Origin of the sequence: Moorena producens 3L (assembly GCF_000211815.1) — a bacterium.
In the GTDB taxonomy this organism is placed as follows: Bacteria; Cyanobacteriota; Cyanobacteriia; order Cyanobacteriales; family Coleofasciculaceae; genus Moorena; species Moorena producens.
Genome location: NZ_GL890941.1, coordinates 12071 through 28598, shown reverse-complemented (window position 1 = coordinate 28598; position 16528 = coordinate 12071). Strand labels below are relative to the sequence as shown.

The 16528-nt window shown below is 43.2% G+C and carries 18 protein-coding genes; 2 read left to right on the top strand and 16 right to left on the bottom strand.

Annotated features, from left to right (window positions below; genetic code table 11):
* Positions 1 to 386: 386 nt before the first annotated feature.
* Entirely contained in the window at positions 387 to 839 is a 453-nt protein-coding gene (locus LYNGBM3L_RS20550; RefSeq protein ID WP_008187390.1) for a MerR family transcriptional regulator, read from the bottom strand.
* Between the two features lie 474 nt (positions 840 to 1313).
* Between LYNGBM3L_RS20550 and LYNGBM3L_RS20540 the strand changes: the two genes are divergently transcribed.
* Positions 1314 to 1517, top strand: coding sequence for an SPOR domain-containing protein (locus tag LYNGBM3L_RS20540; protein WP_008187382.1), 204 nt, complete (start codon positions 1314 to 1316; stop codon positions 1515 to 1517).
* 153 nt (positions 1518 to 1670) lie between these two features.
* Here the strand turns inward: LYNGBM3L_RS20540 and LYNGBM3L_RS20535 are convergent, their stop codons facing one another.
* Positions 1671 to 2258: a hypothetical protein gene (locus LYNGBM3L_RS20535; protein WP_044494106.1), complete on the bottom strand. Its 588-nt coding sequence runs from the start codon at positions 2256 to 2258 to the stop codon at positions 1671 to 1673.
* A gap of 810 nt (positions 2259 to 3068) precedes the next feature.
* Between LYNGBM3L_RS20535 and LYNGBM3L_RS20530 the strand changes: the two genes are divergently transcribed.
* Positions 3069 to 3539, top strand: coding sequence for a hypothetical protein (locus LYNGBM3L_RS20530; protein WP_008187379.1), 471 nt, complete (start codon positions 3069 to 3071; stop codon positions 3537 to 3539).
* A gap of 145 nt (positions 3540 to 3684) precedes the next feature.
* Here the strand turns inward: LYNGBM3L_RS20530 and LYNGBM3L_RS20525 are convergent, their stop codons facing one another.
* The 14 genes from LYNGBM3L_RS20525 to LYNGBM3L_RS50475 all read right to left on the bottom strand — a co-directional run bounded on the left by LYNGBM3L_RS20525 (position 3685) and on the right by LYNGBM3L_RS50475 (position 16471).
* Complete coding sequence (locus LYNGBM3L_RS20525; protein ID WP_008187377.1) at positions 3685 to 5169, bottom strand: GMC family oxidoreductase; 1485 nt, start codon at positions 5167 to 5169, stop codon at positions 3685 to 3687.
* A gap of 355 nt (positions 5170 to 5524) precedes the next feature.
* Positions 5525 to 6403, bottom strand: coding sequence for an SDR family oxidoreductase (locus tag LYNGBM3L_RS20520; RefSeq protein WP_008187375.1), 879 nt, complete (start codon positions 6401 to 6403; stop codon positions 5525 to 5527).
* A gap of 152 nt (positions 6404 to 6555) precedes the next feature.
* Positions 6556 to 6930: a DUF2237 family protein gene (locus LYNGBM3L_RS20515; RefSeq protein WP_008187373.1), complete on the bottom strand. Its 375-nt coding sequence runs from the start codon at positions 6928 to 6930 to the stop codon at positions 6556 to 6558.
* Between the two features lie 249 nt (positions 6931 to 7179).
* Positions 7180 to 7923, bottom strand: a complete 744-nt coding sequence (locus LYNGBM3L_RS20510) for a DUF4230 domain-containing protein (protein ID WP_008187372.1) — start codon at positions 7921 to 7923, stop codon at positions 7180 to 7182.
* Positions 7924 to 8231: 308 nt separating this feature from the next.
* On the bottom strand, positions 8232 to 9362 hold the full coding sequence (locus tag LYNGBM3L_RS20505; protein WP_008187371.1) for a Gfo/Idh/MocA family protein: 1131 nt from the start codon (positions 9360 to 9362) through the stop codon (positions 8232 to 8234).
* A gap of 33 nt (positions 9363 to 9395) precedes the next feature.
* Complete coding sequence (locus LYNGBM3L_RS20500; RefSeq protein ID WP_008187370.1) at positions 9396 to 9863, bottom strand: DUF4870 domain-containing protein; 468 nt, start codon at positions 9861 to 9863, stop codon at positions 9396 to 9398.
* Between the two features lie 69 nt (positions 9864 to 9932).
* The gene (gene gshB, locus LYNGBM3L_RS20495) at positions 9933 to 10907 is read right to left on the bottom strand and encodes a glutathione synthase (protein ID WP_008187351.1); all 975 of its coding nucleotides are present in this window, start codon (positions 10905 to 10907) and stop codon (positions 9933 to 9935) included.
* A 155-nt stretch (positions 10908 to 11062) separates the two neighbouring features.
* Positions 11063 to 11326: a glutaredoxin 3 gene (gene grxC / locus LYNGBM3L_RS20490; protein ID WP_008187349.1), complete on the bottom strand. Its 264-nt coding sequence runs from the start codon at positions 11324 to 11326 to the stop codon at positions 11063 to 11065.
* 304 nt (positions 11327 to 11630) lie between these two features.
* Complete coding sequence (locus LYNGBM3L_RS20485) at positions 11631 to 12182, bottom strand: YqeG family HAD IIIA-type phosphatase (RefSeq protein ID WP_008187348.1); 552 nt, start codon at positions 12180 to 12182, stop codon at positions 11631 to 11633.
* A gap of 748 nt (positions 12183 to 12930) precedes the next feature.
* A complete protein-coding gene (gene mltG, locus LYNGBM3L_RS20480; RefSeq protein ID WP_008187341.1) occupies positions 12931 to 14010 on the bottom strand; it encodes an endolytic transglycosylase MltG in 1080 nt (359 codons plus the stop codon).
* 66 nt (positions 14011 to 14076) lie between these two features.
* Positions 14077 to 14649: a DUF3727 domain-containing protein gene (locus LYNGBM3L_RS20475; protein ID WP_008187340.1), complete on the bottom strand. Its 573-nt coding sequence runs from the start codon at positions 14647 to 14649 to the stop codon at positions 14077 to 14079.
* 768 nt (positions 14650 to 15417) lie between these two features.
* On the bottom strand, positions 15418 to 15918 hold the full coding sequence (locus LYNGBM3L_RS20470; RefSeq protein ID WP_008187339.1) for a hypothetical protein: 501 nt from the start codon (positions 15916 to 15918) through the stop codon (positions 15418 to 15420).
* A 24-nt stretch (positions 15919 to 15942) separates the two neighbouring features.
* Positions 15943 to 16101 (bottom strand): YqaE/Pmp3 family membrane protein, encoded by a 159-nt coding sequence (locus tag LYNGBM3L_RS36860; RefSeq protein WP_008187338.1) that lies wholly within the window; start codon positions 16099 to 16101, stop codon positions 15943 to 15945.
* Between the two features lie 163 nt (positions 16102 to 16264).
* Positions 16265 to 16471 (bottom strand): YqaE/Pmp3 family membrane protein, encoded by a 207-nt coding sequence (locus tag LYNGBM3L_RS50475; RefSeq protein WP_008187337.1) that lies wholly within the window; start codon positions 16469 to 16471, stop codon positions 16265 to 16267.
* Positions 16472 to 16528 lie beyond the last annotated feature (57 nt).

The following is a 16528-nucleotide window of genomic DNA, read 5'->3' as shown; positions in this document are numbered from 1 at the left end:
ATCTGTAGGAGCATAGGGGGTTGGTAGTGAGGGAAGAAATGGGCGGGGGAGAGTGAGGGTTTTTGCGATCGCAGCCGGTTTGTTTATATGCTTGAACCTAGGAATGTTACCAGGTAAAAATTCATATTCCTTATTACTGACATCAATGGCTTGCTCAAAATACACTCAATAACGAGTAAATTATATTATTACAGCCATCAAAAACTATTTATTAAACCATATTGGATATCATGCTGGAGGTATTTCTGGCGCAACTTATTACTCATGGCAAACTGATACCCCGAGTTTCTAGAGCAAATAAAACAGGCTAATCATCAATCTTCAACTGCTGGAACGCCCAATAATTAAATTGATAATTTTGAATAGTCACCAAGCCCTTAACCCCCTCAGCGAGTAGCAGGAAAACTACCACCCACAAAGTGAATATCACTAAAGGTTTCAATCCACAAACGAGCACCACAATCGAGTGGATTATCTGGGTTATAGACAATCTTACATGGACCAAGGATTTCCACTTCGTTGCCGTAGATATTGCTACCACTGCGTTTTACTGAAATCACTGGCTTGCGGTCTTGAGGGCTTTTCTTGATATTAGATCCTATGTGATTGCGATTAACATTAATCTTAGCTAGAGCGGGAGGACGACTAGTGCGCCATTTCCCCTTCGGTCCACGAGTACCTTTGGTAATTTGTGGCAAATGGTTGAACAGGGGAATAATCCAGAATTTCCCAGTTTTATAGGCACCCCGCACCCGACCCTTCTCTAGAAGTTGGCGCAATCGTCGAGAAGAAATTCCTAATAGAGATGCTGCTTCAGTAGTTCCAACGCACTTGTTCATGAGTGGGGTCTCTTTTAACTCTTCCTATAATACTAGTTTAATAGAAAAAATAAAAATTGGCCATGTGAGGGAGCAGGGAGCAGGTAATAGGTATAAAAGTGTGTTAAGCGTGGAAAGGGTGGGTAGCAAGTCAACTGCTGTGGTTTCCACTATTAGCGATTACGTCAATATCGGAATAGTTAGGAAATTGGGAATCGGAAGCGGCTCTAAGGTCGCATCATACATAGTTATCTAACACATTAATTAATTTATTACACAGGATTTTTCCCCACTCCACTACTCCCTATTCCCTGCTCCCTGCTCCCTATTCCCTGTTCGTTACAAAATTTTTCAAAATATGTTATAATATAAGATTATTTATGCTATAATAAAATTACCGTGGGCGCTAAAACGTTCCACGGTAAGAGCCAGCCCCAGATTTTCCACCCTCTCAGGCTGGCTCTCGTCCCCCAGTTAAGGAGATAACTTAATATTATGACGTACTCTCAGCGCCTCTATCCATGGGCGGTAGTTCGGTTATTGCCCATGATGCAAAGAGTGGTTGTTGGTCGTTTCCGCAATCGCTCGGATGCAGAAGGTCACATGCAGGCTCTGAAGCGGTTAATGCCTGATGCTGAATTTATCATTATCTTTGATATTGGCCAGGATATAGAGGGAGAATCTGAGGAGATGGAGTAGGGAGCTTAAGCTATCAGCAATCAGCTTTCAGCAATCAGCTTTCAGCATTAAGTTTTTGGTATGCATTGGTTTAATCTGTGTTATTGTAGCTAACCACTGACTACTGACTACTGACTGCTGACCACTGACCGCTGACCACTAACCGCTGACACATCACTTACTACTCACGATAGTCTCCCAATTCTGAATCACTTGCTGCAAAGCTTCTGGGAGCTGGTCATGACCAATATCGGCATAACGTGTGGTACCAGCATTGCTGCTCAGAGTAACACTGATATAATCAGCAGCACCAATAGCAGCAGGGTAACTCAACTGATCAAACTGACCAAAGTCTACCTCTTTGTTGAGAAACTTCTTAAAGCCTTTGACATCTTGACGGGAAATGCGAGCAATCTCAGTGGGAGTGCTATTCCCATTGATCCTTATGTACTGCTGAATCACTTGTCCATTCTTGAGCAGACGGGTTTCAACGGTTTGACCAAAGAAACCACCACTTGCGATCGCACGAAATACGGTATTCTTCTCTAGGGCTGGTGGTAATTCACTGCTGGGAATCGGTACTGCTGCCAGTAGGTCTTGATTGTCTACTGATTCAACCTGAGCGCTTGCGGTAGAGTTACCTGATGGTAAGAACTTCATTTGACCAGCTTGGCTAGTTACTGCACTAAAGGATACAATCCCGGTTAATGCACAGGCAGCAATAATATAAGAAGATGGAGTGATTGCACGCAAGTTTTTCATCTGATTCCCTTGATTAGTTGAAGGTGTACCCATAGGCCAAGGTAGAGAACTTACCAGCAGTATCAAGACCAATTGCTGGTGTTTGCCTCTTTACTTAAGACTATTGACTTTTGGGAGATTTGTTTTGTTTCGTGCTGACTACCGAACTATCGGTAGGGAAATCACTCCGTCAGCTTATGCGCTACGCGCACGCTACTTGAGGTGCTAAGCACCTACACAGAATTAATTGCCTACTCTAAATCTCTGTGACCCTTACCCTGCAAGGCTTTGAATTTTAAAAAATGTGCAATTAATTTTGTGTGCCTGCTTATCAGCTATAGCATTTTCATTTGAGATGTAAACTGAAAGGCCGTGAGCCACGCTTCGCGATGCTCCTTTCTTTGGAGCCGCTAAAAGCGATCAGGTCTTCTTGTATTTTAAGAAAAAACTCTGGAGCTCTTGCCTATTGCCTCTTGACTTTTTCGATAATTTATGAATTTACAAATAGATAGTTTGAAAACGCTATATAGTATTTTCATTTGAGATGTAAACTGAGAAAGTATTTTTTTTAATTTACTATAAAGATATGGTTCTATTGCTACTATTGCCTCTTGACTTTTTCCATGATTTATGAATTGAAAAATAGTTTGAAAGCGCTATAGGTTATGAGTACTAATTTTAAGTGACCTTAAATAGCAATGTCCTTGATTTTTTTAAAATATTAAGTTTTGTTAATTTAGTCGAGATTGTTGGCAATAATGCTATAGTTGTTATATTAGGTCTTTTGACAGGTAAGCTGATCTTTCATAACCTTCTATTAAGGAGATAATAATGCGTATAGTGATCATGTTGGTTGCTTCAATATTCCTGCTCTTCGCCAATGTTAGCGCGGCGGAGGCTTCTGTCTCAAACCCAGGAAGTCTCGAGGGTGAGTGGATAGGAACTTGGACTAGTTTGAATGCTACCACCTATAACGGTGTGATCGAGATGTATATAAATCAAGAGGGGGATAACGTATTCGGTACCTCAGTGGTGGGCAACACAAAATGTTCTCCTGAACGACTTTTCAAAGGTACATTGTCAGGCAAGTTTAACAACTTTATTGAATTGGAAATATCTCCTGAGGGAAAGCCGGACACCACAATAGCTAAAAATTGGGGGGCGATAACCAGGGACCGCAATGCTATCAGTGTGGTCTACAACTTCAACACTTCTGAGTCCAAGTGTGAAGGGGATGTCGGCACAATGTTCATCTCTAAGGTTCAGGAGTATTCCAAGATTCAGGGCATCACAAAGAAATAACTCAGGACTTACACTAAGACATCTTTAAGGAATGAAGAATTAAGAATTAAGAATTAAGAATTGGAAGTTTTTTGCATTCTGCATTCTGCATTCTGCATTCTTCATTCTTCACCCAGTAAGGCGCGGAATGCTCCTTGTCACCCCGTCAGGTCAAAATGTCACCTCCCTTATCAGCAATCATCATTGTTGCTGCTGCTGTGTTTGCAGTTATCGGTAATGGGAAGACAGAAGCATCAATCACACGCAGACCTGATACTCCTCGAACGTTAAGTTCTGTATCCACCACAGAATTCTGATCAATCCCCATTCTGCAAGTTCCGCAATAGTGCTGTGTTGTATTAGCTGTTTCTCTGATGTAACTCTCGAAATCTGTTCCCGGTTCTGGAGCAATTTGTTTTTCCCGCCATTGCCCCAAGCTGGATTGATTGCCAATATCGATACCTAACTGAAGCGCTGTTATACATGACTGGAGATCTCCTGGCACTGTCAGATACTTTGGATCAACAACAGGAGCTTGATCAGGAGAACTTGAACCCAGCGTAATAGTTCCCTTACTCTTCAAGTGCATGACATTTGGCCATAACCAAAAAGAATTTTTTGGGCCAGGGAAACCTTTGAGTGTTCCCACTCCCACTGAACACTCTATATCAACAACTGAACTACTATTTTCCGTAGAGCCGAAAATCACAGCTGGAGCTAGGCTATAGGAATACACTGGTACATCTTTATCTTCGGGAATAGAAAATCCGGCACTAACAAAAAGATCATCATGTAAATTCTTCCCTACTTCTGGAACATTCACAACTACTGGAATATCAAATTTCGCCAACTCAGTTTCGTCGCCAATGCCTGAAAGCATCAAGATTTTTGGACTCGCAATCGCACCAGCACTCAGCACAACCTCATGTCGCACCCCTGCAAAGTATTTTTCGTTCTTCTGAACATATTCAACACCAATTGCTTTGGTATTATTAAATCGGATCTTGGTTACCAAAGCTTCAGCTATTATAGTTACATTTGTATGAACCGCTGGTAAAAAAGTGTTAAATGTGGTTTCACGAAAAAGCTTTGAAAGTGTTTTGATATTGTTGAACTGAAATGGAGCGTATCCATATTGACTCTCGCTGGTATTATAATTAGGATTTTCAGGTAAACCGTACTGGTTAGCAGCAGCGAATAAATCGTTAATGAAATTCAAATTATCTGTCTGAGCCACCAAAACCTTAATGATTTGCTCTACACTTTCAAAGTGCGGTAGTACATCATTCCATGACCAACCGGGTGCTACCTTACCCCACTCATCAAAGTCAGAGCGTCCACCTCTGACATAAACCATGGCATTATGTAATGCACACCCACCTAGGGCTTTTGCTTGGGGCAGCATGATTACACGGTTGTTTAAATTTGTTTGAGGTACTGACTTATAACCCCAATCAATCTCTGGATGTTGTTGTAGGACTTCAAACCAATCACTTGGGTTGTACATCTTGGGATTGAGTAGGAGCTTTCCAGCTTCGATCAGGAGAATTTGTGAATTTGAGTCAGAAGCAGCAAGCTTTGAAGCTACTATGCTTCCCGCAGAACCTCCACCAATCACAATGTAGTCATACATGAAATTTGCTTCTGCCATATTGACTGCTCCCAGTAGAATCTGCTAATTAATTTTGCTATCAGCTTAAGCTGATAGCAATTGGCCAAGGCCAAGAACTTTGATGAAGACTTTCAATTCTCATTAATCTATCAATATTAGATTCTACTGTTTTTGCATTGCGCATTGGCGCAGGCTACTGCAACTACGGGTAGGGAAATCACCCCCTAAGCATTCAGCTATCAACGGTTAGCTATCAGTAATCAGTTGTTGAATAAAATAGGTAAGTATTAGTTTAATACTCACGAAAGTCATAGCGTCGAAGCCTTTACCACAAAGCTGACCGCTGACTGCTAACCACTGATGGCTGACCACTGACCGCTGACCGCTTACATAATTACACTTTCCCCCTTAACCCTTCCAATTGCTCCCGCACTGATAACGGTTGATATCCCAAACTAAATCCTAATGAACTATCCAATGAAGTATCGGGAGATCTAGGAGCAGCCATCGGTACATCTTTTTGTAGACAGCGTCCTAAGTTATCTTGGGAAAGTTCAAACACCTCAGCCATCAGGCAACCAAAGTCATAGCGGGAGATCCGTTCTTTTCCGCCCAGATTAACTAGACCTTGGACTTTCTCTAGAGCTAATAACAATCCCTTGGCTGCTGTTGTGCCACTGACAGGGGTTCTAATTTCATCGGTAAATAAGCTCAAGGGTCGCCCTTCTCTGATGATTTTGAGAAAGGGTTGGATAAAGCTACTAGCAGTAGGGGGAACTATACCAAACATTAAGGGCATGCGGCAAATCGCGACTTTAGGATAATGCGATCGCATCCCTTCTTCTGCCATCACTTTTTGCTCACCGTAATAGCTGATAGGCGATACCGGATCAGTTTCCAGATAAGGAGGATTTAAACCATCGAAGACCAAGTCAGTAGAGGTAAACACGCAAGGGATATCATAATCTGCACTTAGTCGAGCAATATTGATAGAAGCTGTAACATTAATCGAGTATGATTCCTCTCGATGGGTCTGGCAAAAATTAGGTTTAGATTGAGCTGCGGTATGAATTACTCCTGCTGGTTGAATCTCAGCAAACAGATGCTTTATCTCCTGAAATTCTCTCAAGTCAGCCTTTACCAAGGTTATTCCCGGAATATCTATCGTTTGGGAAAAATACGTTCCATAAATATCCCATTGTTCTTTGGCGAGCTGACAAAGGTTCCATCCTAGAAAACCGCTAGCTCCTGTGACTAAGAGTTTTTTTCTCATCAAAATTTAGGGTTAGGTGCGTAGGGTGCGTTAGGGGCGGACTTGCCCTTATTTTTCGCCTCGTAGCCAGCGCTGGGATAGTCCGCCCCGTAACGCACCACAGAGTCAAACAGCTTTAATGATATGCACCCTTTCCAGTCAACCATCGACGGTTAGCGGTTAATAATAGCGTGTTCCTTAAATACCTCTAAAGGAATGTAATCAAGCGCTGCTTCATGGGTTGCTGACAAAATCACCGGTGGCGCAACTCCAGCATCCAGCGCCTCCTTCCAACGACTGATACACAAACACCATTGATCTCCGGGTTTAAGACCAGGAAAATTATATATAGGGGATGGTGTACTCAAATCATTGCCCCTTAACTGAGTAAAGGAGAGAAACTCTGCAGTCATTTCTGCACAAACGATATGTACACCAACGTCAGATGGTCCTGTATCACATTTTCCATTCCGAAAAAATCCCGTCATCGGAAATGTGCAGCACACTTTTAGTGTTCCGCCAAGGACGTTTTTGGCATCATTGTTCATGATAAATAGTAAACTTTATTTAAGCCAATAATGTTGGTATTTTGTTGTAAGCTATTAGCTATCAGTGGTCAGCATTCAGCTAATGCGCTACGCGCACGCGTGCGCGTTCAGCATTCAGCTATCAGTTATCAGCTTTTTAATAGTCGAAGCCTGTGCCACGCTACGGTAAATAATTTTTTTTTAGCTGAGAGCTGACTGCTGAGAGCTGACTGCTGAGAGCTGACTGCTGAATACTTACCAAAGACTATACTAAGATGCTAGAGACGAAGCTGCCATACACATCGATGGTGATGAAGGTTGAAGCTTTACATCTACGGTTTTGTAACCAGCTGTCATCAATAAATTAGTAACCACTAATTGCGCCCTTTGATTAGCTTGCTCTAGCACACCTTGCTGACAAGCAGTAGCCTGAATTTTCCGGAGGGTTTGCTGTTGAGCTAGCATCTGTAATTGAGGAGCAACATCAGGTCCGAGACCCAAAAATCCTCGGTTGTAGTCGTAAATCTGGGAACGGGTAACATCAATCTTGCTATCCAGTAATTGGGGCGCTGGTAACTGCACTTGGATCGAGTCATTGCTGACTTTGACATCATCGACGCTTAATTTCCCTAAATCAACCCCAGCTCGCACTTCCCCATAAGCAATATAGAGTAATGTCGTTGACGCTAAGCGATATTGTCCTAAGTTTCTATCTTGACGAGTTGGGACCACCGCCTCCATGCTAAACACAGCAGTGGTCAATTCACTAACATCACGAACTTTATTAACCACAACGTTTCTGACATCCACATCTGGTTCTGGCTGTGATAAGTTTAATTGTGATAAGTCGAATAGACCATTAACTTGTTCAAACAAGCGGGAGCTAGTGCGCCACATCACCACTCCTATAATTAGCGTCGTGATTATCATGCCCCCTGTGCTCATCAAAATCAAACCTCTAGGTATACTAGAGATAATGCTAAGTAACTGATGCTTTTGATGCTGACTTTTCATTTTTGTTTACCTTAAAAATTATCGTCAGGAATTATGAACTTTAATTATTAACAGTTAGTTATTCTCAATCTATGCTATTATATAAGAATAACTAAATTATATTTAGTGTAAAAAATCTATTATAAAAATATCAAACCTATACACCTAGTTTTAGGCGATTGATTCAAGTTAAAAGACTAGCATAATAGGTACCGAATAGCCTGATTAACAATTCTATGGAGCGATTGCTTGTAAGCAACTGCTATGTTGTTATATAGCAGTTATCGATTGGCTAAAGTACCTCGTCTCTATTCTTTCATACTTGATGCTTAATACTTGTGCTTATCTACCTCAACCCAACTTCTAGTTTCATGGGACTCATGGGTTAAATCCATTAACATCTGGGAGTACACTCCTTCTTTGAGAGATAGTGTAGTGACGCTACCATTGTCAATGGCTTGCACCCAATGGTCAACCACCCGGATAAATGGGGCTAAACGACCATCGAGATAGGTTTCAGGAAATGCTAGTCGCTGGGGAATTTCTACTTCCATCAAGGATTGACCTGCGGTAGCTGCCCACAGACGAAATCCATGAACGTAGTCTTTGAGATTGTTACTGCCTAAAACTAAGGTGCCGCGATCGCCATAAACCTCTACAAAGTGACCTCGCCCTTCATAGGTTACGGAACTAATACTGAGTTGACAAGGGGTACCATCTGCCAATTCCAGTAATAACAGACAGGTGTCATCAGCATCTACTGGCTTAAGTAAATTGCTAGCATTGGGGTCTGGTCGTGCTGGAATTGCAGTACTCACTTGAGCACACAACCGCTGCACTGGTCCAAATAGCCAATGAATATAATCAAAAACGTGAGAACCAATTGCGCCTAGTACTCCGCCACCCTTATCCTTTTGAGCATACCAGTTCCAGGGGCGTTCAGGATTGGCTCGGCTAGAGAATAAGCAGTCAATTTTAATCAGACGCTTTTTACCGACATAGTCTTTTTCGAGATATTCCGCTAATAGCTGCCATGAGGGGATGAAGCGGAATTCAAAATCAGGTATAGCGACAACACCCTTTTCTGTAGCGAGTTGGTAAAGCTCCTCGGTTTCGGTTGCCCTTAAAGTCATCGGTTTCTCTAGTAGCAGATGTTTCCCTGCTTCTAGAACCCTTTTGGCCATTTCGTAGTGCAGAAACGGGGGAGTACAGATGCTAACTGCTTCTACTTCCGGTAAAGCTAGGATATCTTCTAAGCGATCGCATCCATGGGGAATATCATATTGGTTTGCGATCGCATTTGCCTGATCCGGGTCTCGGTGATAGACAGCCACCACTTCCGTCCGGGAATGAGCTTTAAAGCCAGGGATGTGGATTTTTTGTCCAAATCCAGTTCCCACTACCGCTACACCAATTGTAGGTAGCTGTTCAGTTGCACCTGTTGCAGAAAACTCAGCCATTCTAGACTATCTCGTGACTTATATTATTAGTGCTTATCTTAAAAATCGCAGGGTAAATGGGTAACGGTAAACCCTACCATATTGAGCAGCGATTGAGGCCATAGTCACCAGCAGCGAATCAATGATTCCCAGGATACTAGCTAGACACCATAGCCAGAATTCTATCAGCTTAAACAGCTCCAACCAAGAGTTACGGTCAAAACCCTTTATTGCACCAATCAGGATGAAAAACGCCCAGGCAAAGGCCGTAAATATGGTCAGGATAATGGTAGCGTACAGGGTAATCGAGATTTGAAAATTAATAGATTCTTGACCGTGAACCTTGACAAAGCGGTATTTATTTCTCTTGTTTAACCAGATCATCAACGGGCCTGCCAGGTTAGCCAAAGGGATAGGTAGACCCATAATCAATAGGGGAATCCATAGCAGGGAGGATAGATGACACAGCATCCCCCAGATTCGAGCTTTCCTATCGTTCCGTGGCACTGTTACTTGATCCATAAAACTGACCCAAAACCGACATTACATCCCATGACTTTGCTCAAGAGTCTGGTTAAGCCATTATATTGTTTAACCGCCGTTGTTTTTCACTGCCTCAACCCAGGTAATTACCTCTTTAGCCAGGTGAGTACCGTCTAAGCGGTCAATTTCCCGGATGCCAGTAGGACTGGTGACATTAACTTCGGTGAGGTAGCCGCCGATAACGTCTATGCCAACAAAATATAAGCCATCTTGCTGCAGTTTTGGCAAGAGCCGGGCACAGATTTCTTCCTCTCGGGGAGTAATTTCCGTAGCCGCTACTCGACCACCCACAGCCATGTTACCCCGAAATTCCTTACCTGTGGGAATGCGATTTACTGCTCCAATCGGTTCACCATTCAAGAGGATAATCCGCTTATCTCCATCTTTCGCCGCAGGCAGATAAGCCTGAACCATCACTGGCTCACTACCCTGTTTAGTGCTAATTTCCACCAAGGAGTTAAAATTGCGATCGCTTGCCTGTAGAAATATAATCCCCTCACCAGCTTTGCCTCCTAGAGGTTTCAGTACTGCTGCCTCTTTTTCCTCAACGAATTGCCGAATCACCGATTTATCCTGACTGACAATGGTCTGTGGAATCACTTCCTGAAACTGGAGGGCATACATTTTTTCGTTAGCTGTCCTGATGCCAGTTGGTGCATTAATCACCAAGGTTTTATCTGGATTGATGTAATCCAAGATATAGGTGGCATAGAGGTAAGGTATGGTAACGGGCGGGTCTGTCCGCATCCAGACAGCATCCATCTCCTCTAGAGGTTTCAACAGAGCCTTACCAGTCTGGTACCACTGCTCACTGACGACCCAATGCCCGTCATCGAGTTTGGCTGGAGTTAGTTGCACAGGTTCTAGAAGCCCCCAAGCCTGACCCTGAATAACACTCAATTGTTGAGCCTGAGTGACCCAAACCTCATGACCTAATTCTTGTGCGGCTTCCATCAGTGCCACACTAGTATCGTGACCGGGATCAAGTTTCGGGAGAGGGTCTATGATAAACGCAAATTTCACGGTTGAATTCCCCTGTCAGCCAATTCCCCTATGCTACAGCAATACTATTTGATTGGGGAATATACTGGTCAAGATCTTGAACGGGGAACGGGTAACAGGGATATTGCCGATAACCATTAGCGATCCTACAGACTAGATGCTCAATCACCTAGTGGTTAGCTTGCCTTGAGGAGGTTGTCTAACTTACCCTGAAATTCCAGAGTGTGAAGCTCATCACAGCCACCGATATGCTGGTCATTAATAAAAATCTGTGGTAAAGAGCGTGCTCCATTTGCCCTTTGAGCCATCTTCTCCCGTGCCTGGTTATCACCATCAATAGAGTATTCAGTAAATTCAACTCCCTTCTTGTTTAGTAGACCTTTAGCACGGATACAGAAGGGGCAACTGCTCCAGGTGTAGATTTCAACGTTTGGGCTCATAGTTGGCGGTAGCGTGTTGTTAAGTAATGTTTCTTAAATTTTAACTAGTGGTTTAGCTTGGCGCACCAGCTCAGTAACGTAATGCCAAATCATAGACAGCCCAGCTCCTGATTACCTCAAGGCTGGGCTGTCTATTAGTTATAGGCGCTTATTATAGCTAGGGTCTTTATATAGGCTGACCCCATTTAAAAGGTTGGTCATATCTAGGGTCTTTATATAAGCTGACCCAATTTCCAACTCCCCCTTATTATTTCCGACAAATCTTGGTTTAGTAATTTTTATAATATTTTCTTTATATTTCCGTTTATTGTGATTTGTCAGGTTTGTTGAAGTTTTGTTGCATGGTGGTCAGCGAAACCCCTAAGGCTTGAGAAAACCACACTTCCAAATCACGCATTGGGTATAAAGACTTACTCATAGCCGGATCCCTTATGGGCTCTACAAGAATGGTGAACATTCCCAGTCGATTCCCAGCTAAGACATCAGTAAATAAGCGATCGCCTACCATTGCCACTTGGTCTATAGGTAGGTTCATCGCATCTACAGCTATTTTCAGCTTGCGTCGCGAAGGTTTGCGAGCTCCATATATGTAAGGCAAATCGAGGGAGGAAGCAATACGGCTAATGCGATGTTCACTGAGGTTATTACTAACCAGCCACAGGGAAACCATCGCTCTAGTTTGCTCTACCCACCGTTCAATTTCTCCAGAAACACAGGATTTCGTCACTGGTATTAAAGTCTGGTCAACATCCAATACTAGACCTGAGAGCTGATATTGCTGGAGAATCTCTGGTGTCAGGTCTAAGATGGAGCCACCAAGGATTAAGTCAGGTTGTAACTTTGAGACCCAAGACATATTTAGTTAACTGATAAATTTAAGGTTGGTAACTCTGTTGATTTTTGATGCTTACCCGTCAATTGTCAATACACTAAGCCCGCTCAGCCTGATGATGGCAGCGGGCAACGGTTAAGTGATTCAGTTCTATTGAACCTTTGAACTTCCCCATCCGTCGCAGGAATGGGGTATCCTTTGCACAACCTAATTGGCTGTTATCTCCATTGGCGTAACTTTCCCCCGCACGGTCGGTAGCTGAGTAGGGTCAATACCCAGTTTTTTGACACCCTTATCTCCTAATATTAACATTGTCGAAAATTCATCCCTGGAGACGAAACCTGATTGTGAGGGTCGCCTTTATGGTTAAAGACGAAACCTTAGGATGGTGGAGCCTTTATGGTTAGTCGGCTATGCGGAAAAGGTTAAAACTTGTTGATTAAGGCTCCACCATCCTTACGGTAACTTTGAGGCAGGCTCAAAGACGAAACCTTAGAATAAGGCAGCCTTTCTGGTTGGTCGGCTATGGGAAAAAGGGTTAAAACTGTTTGATTAAGGCTGCCTTATTCTTAAGGTAACTTCAAATGCAGAAAAAGGTTAAAACTTGAGGCGCTTTCCGTTTGAAGAATTTAATTCTTCAAACGGAAAGCGCGCCTCCATTGATTAATGCGACCCTCTCCTTACGGTAACTTTAAGACCTAAGAGGACGGGGTATTCTTTTCTCTCAACCTCCCCAGTAGATAAAGCTTCTGTGATCAGTGGTTGTTGTAGTTTATTGCTTTGCTCGCCGTTCTCTACGGATAGCATTTTTAGCTGCTTCATGTTCTGTTAGGGTTTTACTAAAAACATGAGTGCCATCGTAACGAGCCACGAAAAACAGGTATTCGGTGTCTTCGGGATCAAGGGTTGCTTTCAAACTCCCTATTCCAGGACTGGCAATCGGGGTCGGAGGTAGTCCTGGGTTGAGATAGGTATTGTAAGGGGAGGGTTGCCGCACTTGCTTGTAGGTCAGGGGCTGATCAGCAGTTTGTCGAATCCCCAATCCATATTCAACCGTGGGATCGGTTTCTAATCTCATCCCTCGCCGCAACCGTTCAGTAAAGACACCAGCAATGCGATCGCGTTCTTCAGCAACTACTGCTTCCTTCTCGACAATGCTCCCTAATGTTACCCAATCATTGATACTAAGCTGGGTTTTGTACTGACCTTTTTCGTATACTGGTAAGGCTACCTGTTCAAATCGATTAAGCATTTGTTGGATGACTGCTTGTGGCGAGATGCCATCACTGGGTAACTTATAGGTATCTGGGTATAAATAACCTTCTAGATGAGGGAGCTCACTGGGCAACCAAGGGTACTTATCCCAGGGGATTTTGCTACTAGCAGCGATAAAGTCATAAGCCGAGAAAAATCCTAGAGATTCAAAATAATCCGCCATTTGCTGAATCGACCACCCTTCCGGTATGGTGAAAGACAGCTGCATCACCTTCCCTTTCCAAATCGTTTCGGCGATTTTTGGCAGGGGTTGAGTTGGTGATAGTTCGTAAGTTCCAGCTTTAAACTCACCATCTCGGTCTAGCAGCTGACGCCAATGAGTCCAGAGTTTCCAAGCATCGGCTGAGCGAATTAAACCAGAAGCTTCAAGATCTCTGCCTATTTGCTGACCTGGGGTTCCTGGGGGAATCTCAATTTTTATGAGGGTTGGAGCTACATCTTCGGAAGATTGTGCTTTAACAGGTGGGGATACCACCCAACTCCACCACTCCCAGCCCTGCCATGCACAAAGACCAAGGGTCGTTGGCAACAGAACGAAATAAAAAAACCTATTGGAGATGCTTTTGAGAGTTTTCATACTCTTATACACCAAAACACTAGTTTCCCCTGAATCGTTTAAGGGGTCAACCCGAGTTCTTGTCTCCTAATCAAGATCATCGAATAGCAGTTCTTCGAGCAATGGCTGAACTTGTTTAATTTCCTCTGTAGACAGTAACTCGGGTTGACCAGATTGGTTGGAGCGAGCAAAAAACAGGAGTGGTTCTACAGGCGTATAAATGCCATACTCTTGTTCTTTGTAATAAAAGCTCGCTAGCTCCTGTAGTTCCTCTGCTTCCATCGGAACATTATCGTCTTCAATTTCCAGGGTGAGAATGTCATCTTCGTCCACTGGTGGCAACTCACCAGCAACAGTTAAGGTAAAAGCGGTGCGCTTGAGCTGAAGATTTTGCTCAGCCAGAACAGCTTGGGCGTCAGGGAAGATCAAGTCAAGCTCAGCTTCATCTTCAACTAGAGAGGCATCAGCTAAGTCTTCATCATCATCCCAAGCAACAATTTCTATGGGTGAGTCCACAGGTAACAGCAGAAGGTATTCACAACCCTCCAGCTCTAGGGAATGCTCAATGTAACATTCGAGAGTTTTACCGTTAGCGTCCTTCAGCGTAATGTCCCCTTTTGGAGATTCCCCATTTTCTTGGGGGGATTGAGATGAAAACATGGCACTTAATGTGTCTATTAGTGGTCAAGTGGTCGTGGAAAGAAATCCAACCTCCCTTTTGACAGTACGCTTTGACAGTACGCGACAGTACGCTTTGACAGTAAGCGACAGTACGCTCAAGTGTAGACTGCTTCCCATCAGGATAGCACCAAAACCAAGTACGATAGTTCCAGCAGTTGTCTTTGAATGGGTTAGTCTATACTATTTATACAATGATGGGCTTTCTGTGAGCATAAGCATTAGTTGACTATGGTATGGCTAAAAATTGCACATTCTTCAATCATAGCGTTCGCGTAGCGTGACCTACGGTCAATCAGTTGCAAAAAAGTGTTGTTAGCAACCTATAAGTATAACTAATCAGTGGGACTTAACATGAGCAGAAGAATGTGTTGCTCTAGGAAATCAGCTCAGCCAAAAGGTTTTAGTGCCATGGGTTGCGATGCTCTTTCCGAGCCGCTACGCGAGCATAATTAGCACTAAGCTGTTCAGAATTTAGATTGGGAGACCTAAATTACTCGAAGGGAACTTCGGATAGCGGGGATCTGGGAACAGGTAATAACCAACTTTAAATGCACATCAGCTTAGCAACCCCCTATCTTATAGCAGGATTACTCAATTTTGTAACCAATTATACTTAATTTACACGTAAACGGCTAGAGCTGTGAGCCTGAGCAAGTATGAATTAGTAATTATAAACTATAAAGGATGAAAATATAAGGGTGTTATTCTTAACAATACTCAGCACTATTTTCAAGTTAATTAACAGAACTAACGACCCATAATTCGCTGCCGTCCAATTCTCAAGTACTCCCAAACTGGAAATTGATAAAATTCCATCACCAACCAGACAACGATTGCCAGATGGCATAAAAACGTTAACCCTACCCAAGCAGCTGGAAGCCAAGATACAGGACTATCTGGGGCAGGGGGAAACATATAAACGGCTGCCCCAATTAAGGTCGTTGGACAAACTACAAATGCCAAGGCTAAGAACCAATTCACCCATCCCCATTCAACCCCCTCTAGATGGGCCCCTGTCCACTTTTTGCCATTCCAGTGCCAGGTCATTGGGGGCTGCCGATCGGTTATTTTGAGTATTTGCCTTTCGAGATCAGCAGTGAAAATGTGGCGGCACTCGTGACAGGCAAAAGCTTCCATTAACGATAAATTTTGAATCTGACCCACACGACAGACTGGGCAGGGGTAGACTCCCTGATAGTTCAAAGCCTTATACTTCACAGGTTGGGATGATTGTTTTGAACTGTACATTTGTAGTCAGTCTAATCCTTTATTTTATCTCTTGGCAATCACCCAAACGGCATGGATAATACCTGGAATGTACCCCAATAGGGTTAAAAGAATATTTATCCAAAAGGGCCAGCCAATACCCACTTGCAAAAATACTCCCAGTGGTGGCAGGAAAATAGCACATAAAATCCGAATTAAATCCATTCTGGTATACCTTTGGTGTTTGTTAGGACAAGGCTGATTGCCTTAAGCACTGCGTTTGCGTACTCACTTCCATTGTGCCAAATTCTTCTAGTTTTAGAGCCGGGTTACCGGACCTATAATCCCTGTTCTGTGTTCGGTTAGGGCAGAGTCCCTAGTAAACAGTTTAATCCTGATATTGATTAGCAGTCACCCATACGGCATGGAGTATGGCAGGCACTACACCATATTTGGGAAAACCAAGTTGAGTGCCTACAATGAAACCCAATACCATTAACAGAATATTAAGCCAAAATGACTTGCCAAAACTCACTTGCAAGAACACACCAAGTGGTGGCAGGAAAATGGCACAGATGATCCGGATGAAATACATTATTGTTGTACCTCGATTACTGCTCTTAGTTAATTCCCTGGTAATTTCCTCTTAATC

Coding starts and splice junctions, on each gene's coding strand:
- LYNGBM3L_RS20535 (WP_044494106.1), bottom strand. CDS start 2,258: ATGAAAAACTTGCGTGCAATCACTCCATCTTCTTATATTATTGCTGCC.
- LYNGBM3L_RS20550 (WP_008187390.1), bottom strand. CDS start 839: ATGAACAAGTGCGTTGGAACTACTGAAGCAGCATCTCTATTAGGAATT.
- LYNGBM3L_RS20540 (WP_008187382.1), top strand. CDS start 1,314: ATGACGTACTCTCAGCGCCTCTATCCATGGGCGGTAGTTCGGTTATTG.
- LYNGBM3L_RS20515 (WP_008187373.1), bottom strand. CDS start 6,930: ATGAACAATGATGCCAAAAACGTCCTTGGCGGAACACTAAAAGTGTGC.
- LYNGBM3L_RS36860 (WP_008187338.1), bottom strand. CDS start 16,101: ATGGATTTAATTCGGATTTTATGTGCTATTTTCCTGCCACCACTGGGA.
- LYNGBM3L_RS20525 (WP_008187377.1), bottom strand. CDS start 5,169: ATGGCAGAAGCAAATTTCATGTATGACTACATTGTGATTGGTGGAGGT.
- LYNGBM3L_RS20500 (WP_008187370.1), bottom strand. CDS start 9,863: ATGGATCAAGTAACAGTGCCACGGAACGATAGGAAAGCTCGAATCTGG.
- LYNGBM3L_RS20530 (WP_008187379.1), top strand. CDS start 3,069: ATGCGTATAGTGATCATGTTGGTTGCTTCAATATTCCTGCTCTTCGCC.
- LYNGBM3L_RS20510 (WP_008187372.1), bottom strand. CDS start 7,923: ATGAAAAGTCAGCATCAAAAGCATCAGTTACTTAGCATTATCTCTAGT.
- LYNGBM3L_RS20470 (WP_008187339.1), bottom strand. CDS start 15,918: ATGTACAGTTCAAAACAATCATCCCAACCTGTGAAGTATAAGGCTTTG.
- LYNGBM3L_RS20485 (WP_008187348.1), bottom strand. CDS start 12,182: ATGTCTTGGGTCTCAAAGTTACAACCTGACTTAATCCTTGGTGGCTCC.
- LYNGBM3L_RS50475 (WP_008187337.1), bottom strand. CDS start 16,471: ATGTATTTCATCCGGATCATCTGTGCCATTTTCCTGCCACCACTTGGT.
- LYNGBM3L_RS20505 (WP_008187371.1), bottom strand. CDS start 9,362: ATGGCTGAGTTTTCTGCAACAGGTGCAACTGAACAGCTACCTACAATT.
- LYNGBM3L_RS20520 (WP_008187375.1), bottom strand. CDS start 6,403: ATGAGAAAAAAACTCTTAGTCACAGGAGCTAGCGGTTTTCTAGGATGG.
- LYNGBM3L_RS20475 (WP_008187340.1), bottom strand. CDS start 14,649: ATGTTTTCATCTCAATCCCCCCAAGAAAATGGGGAATCTCCAAAAGGG.
- mltG (WP_008187341.1), bottom strand. CDS start 14,010: ATGAAAACTCTCAAAAGCATCTCCAATAGGTTTTTTTATTTCGTTCTG.
- grxC (WP_008187349.1), bottom strand. CDS start 11,326: ATGAGCCCAAACGTTGAAATCTACACCTGGAGCAGTTGCCCCTTCTGT.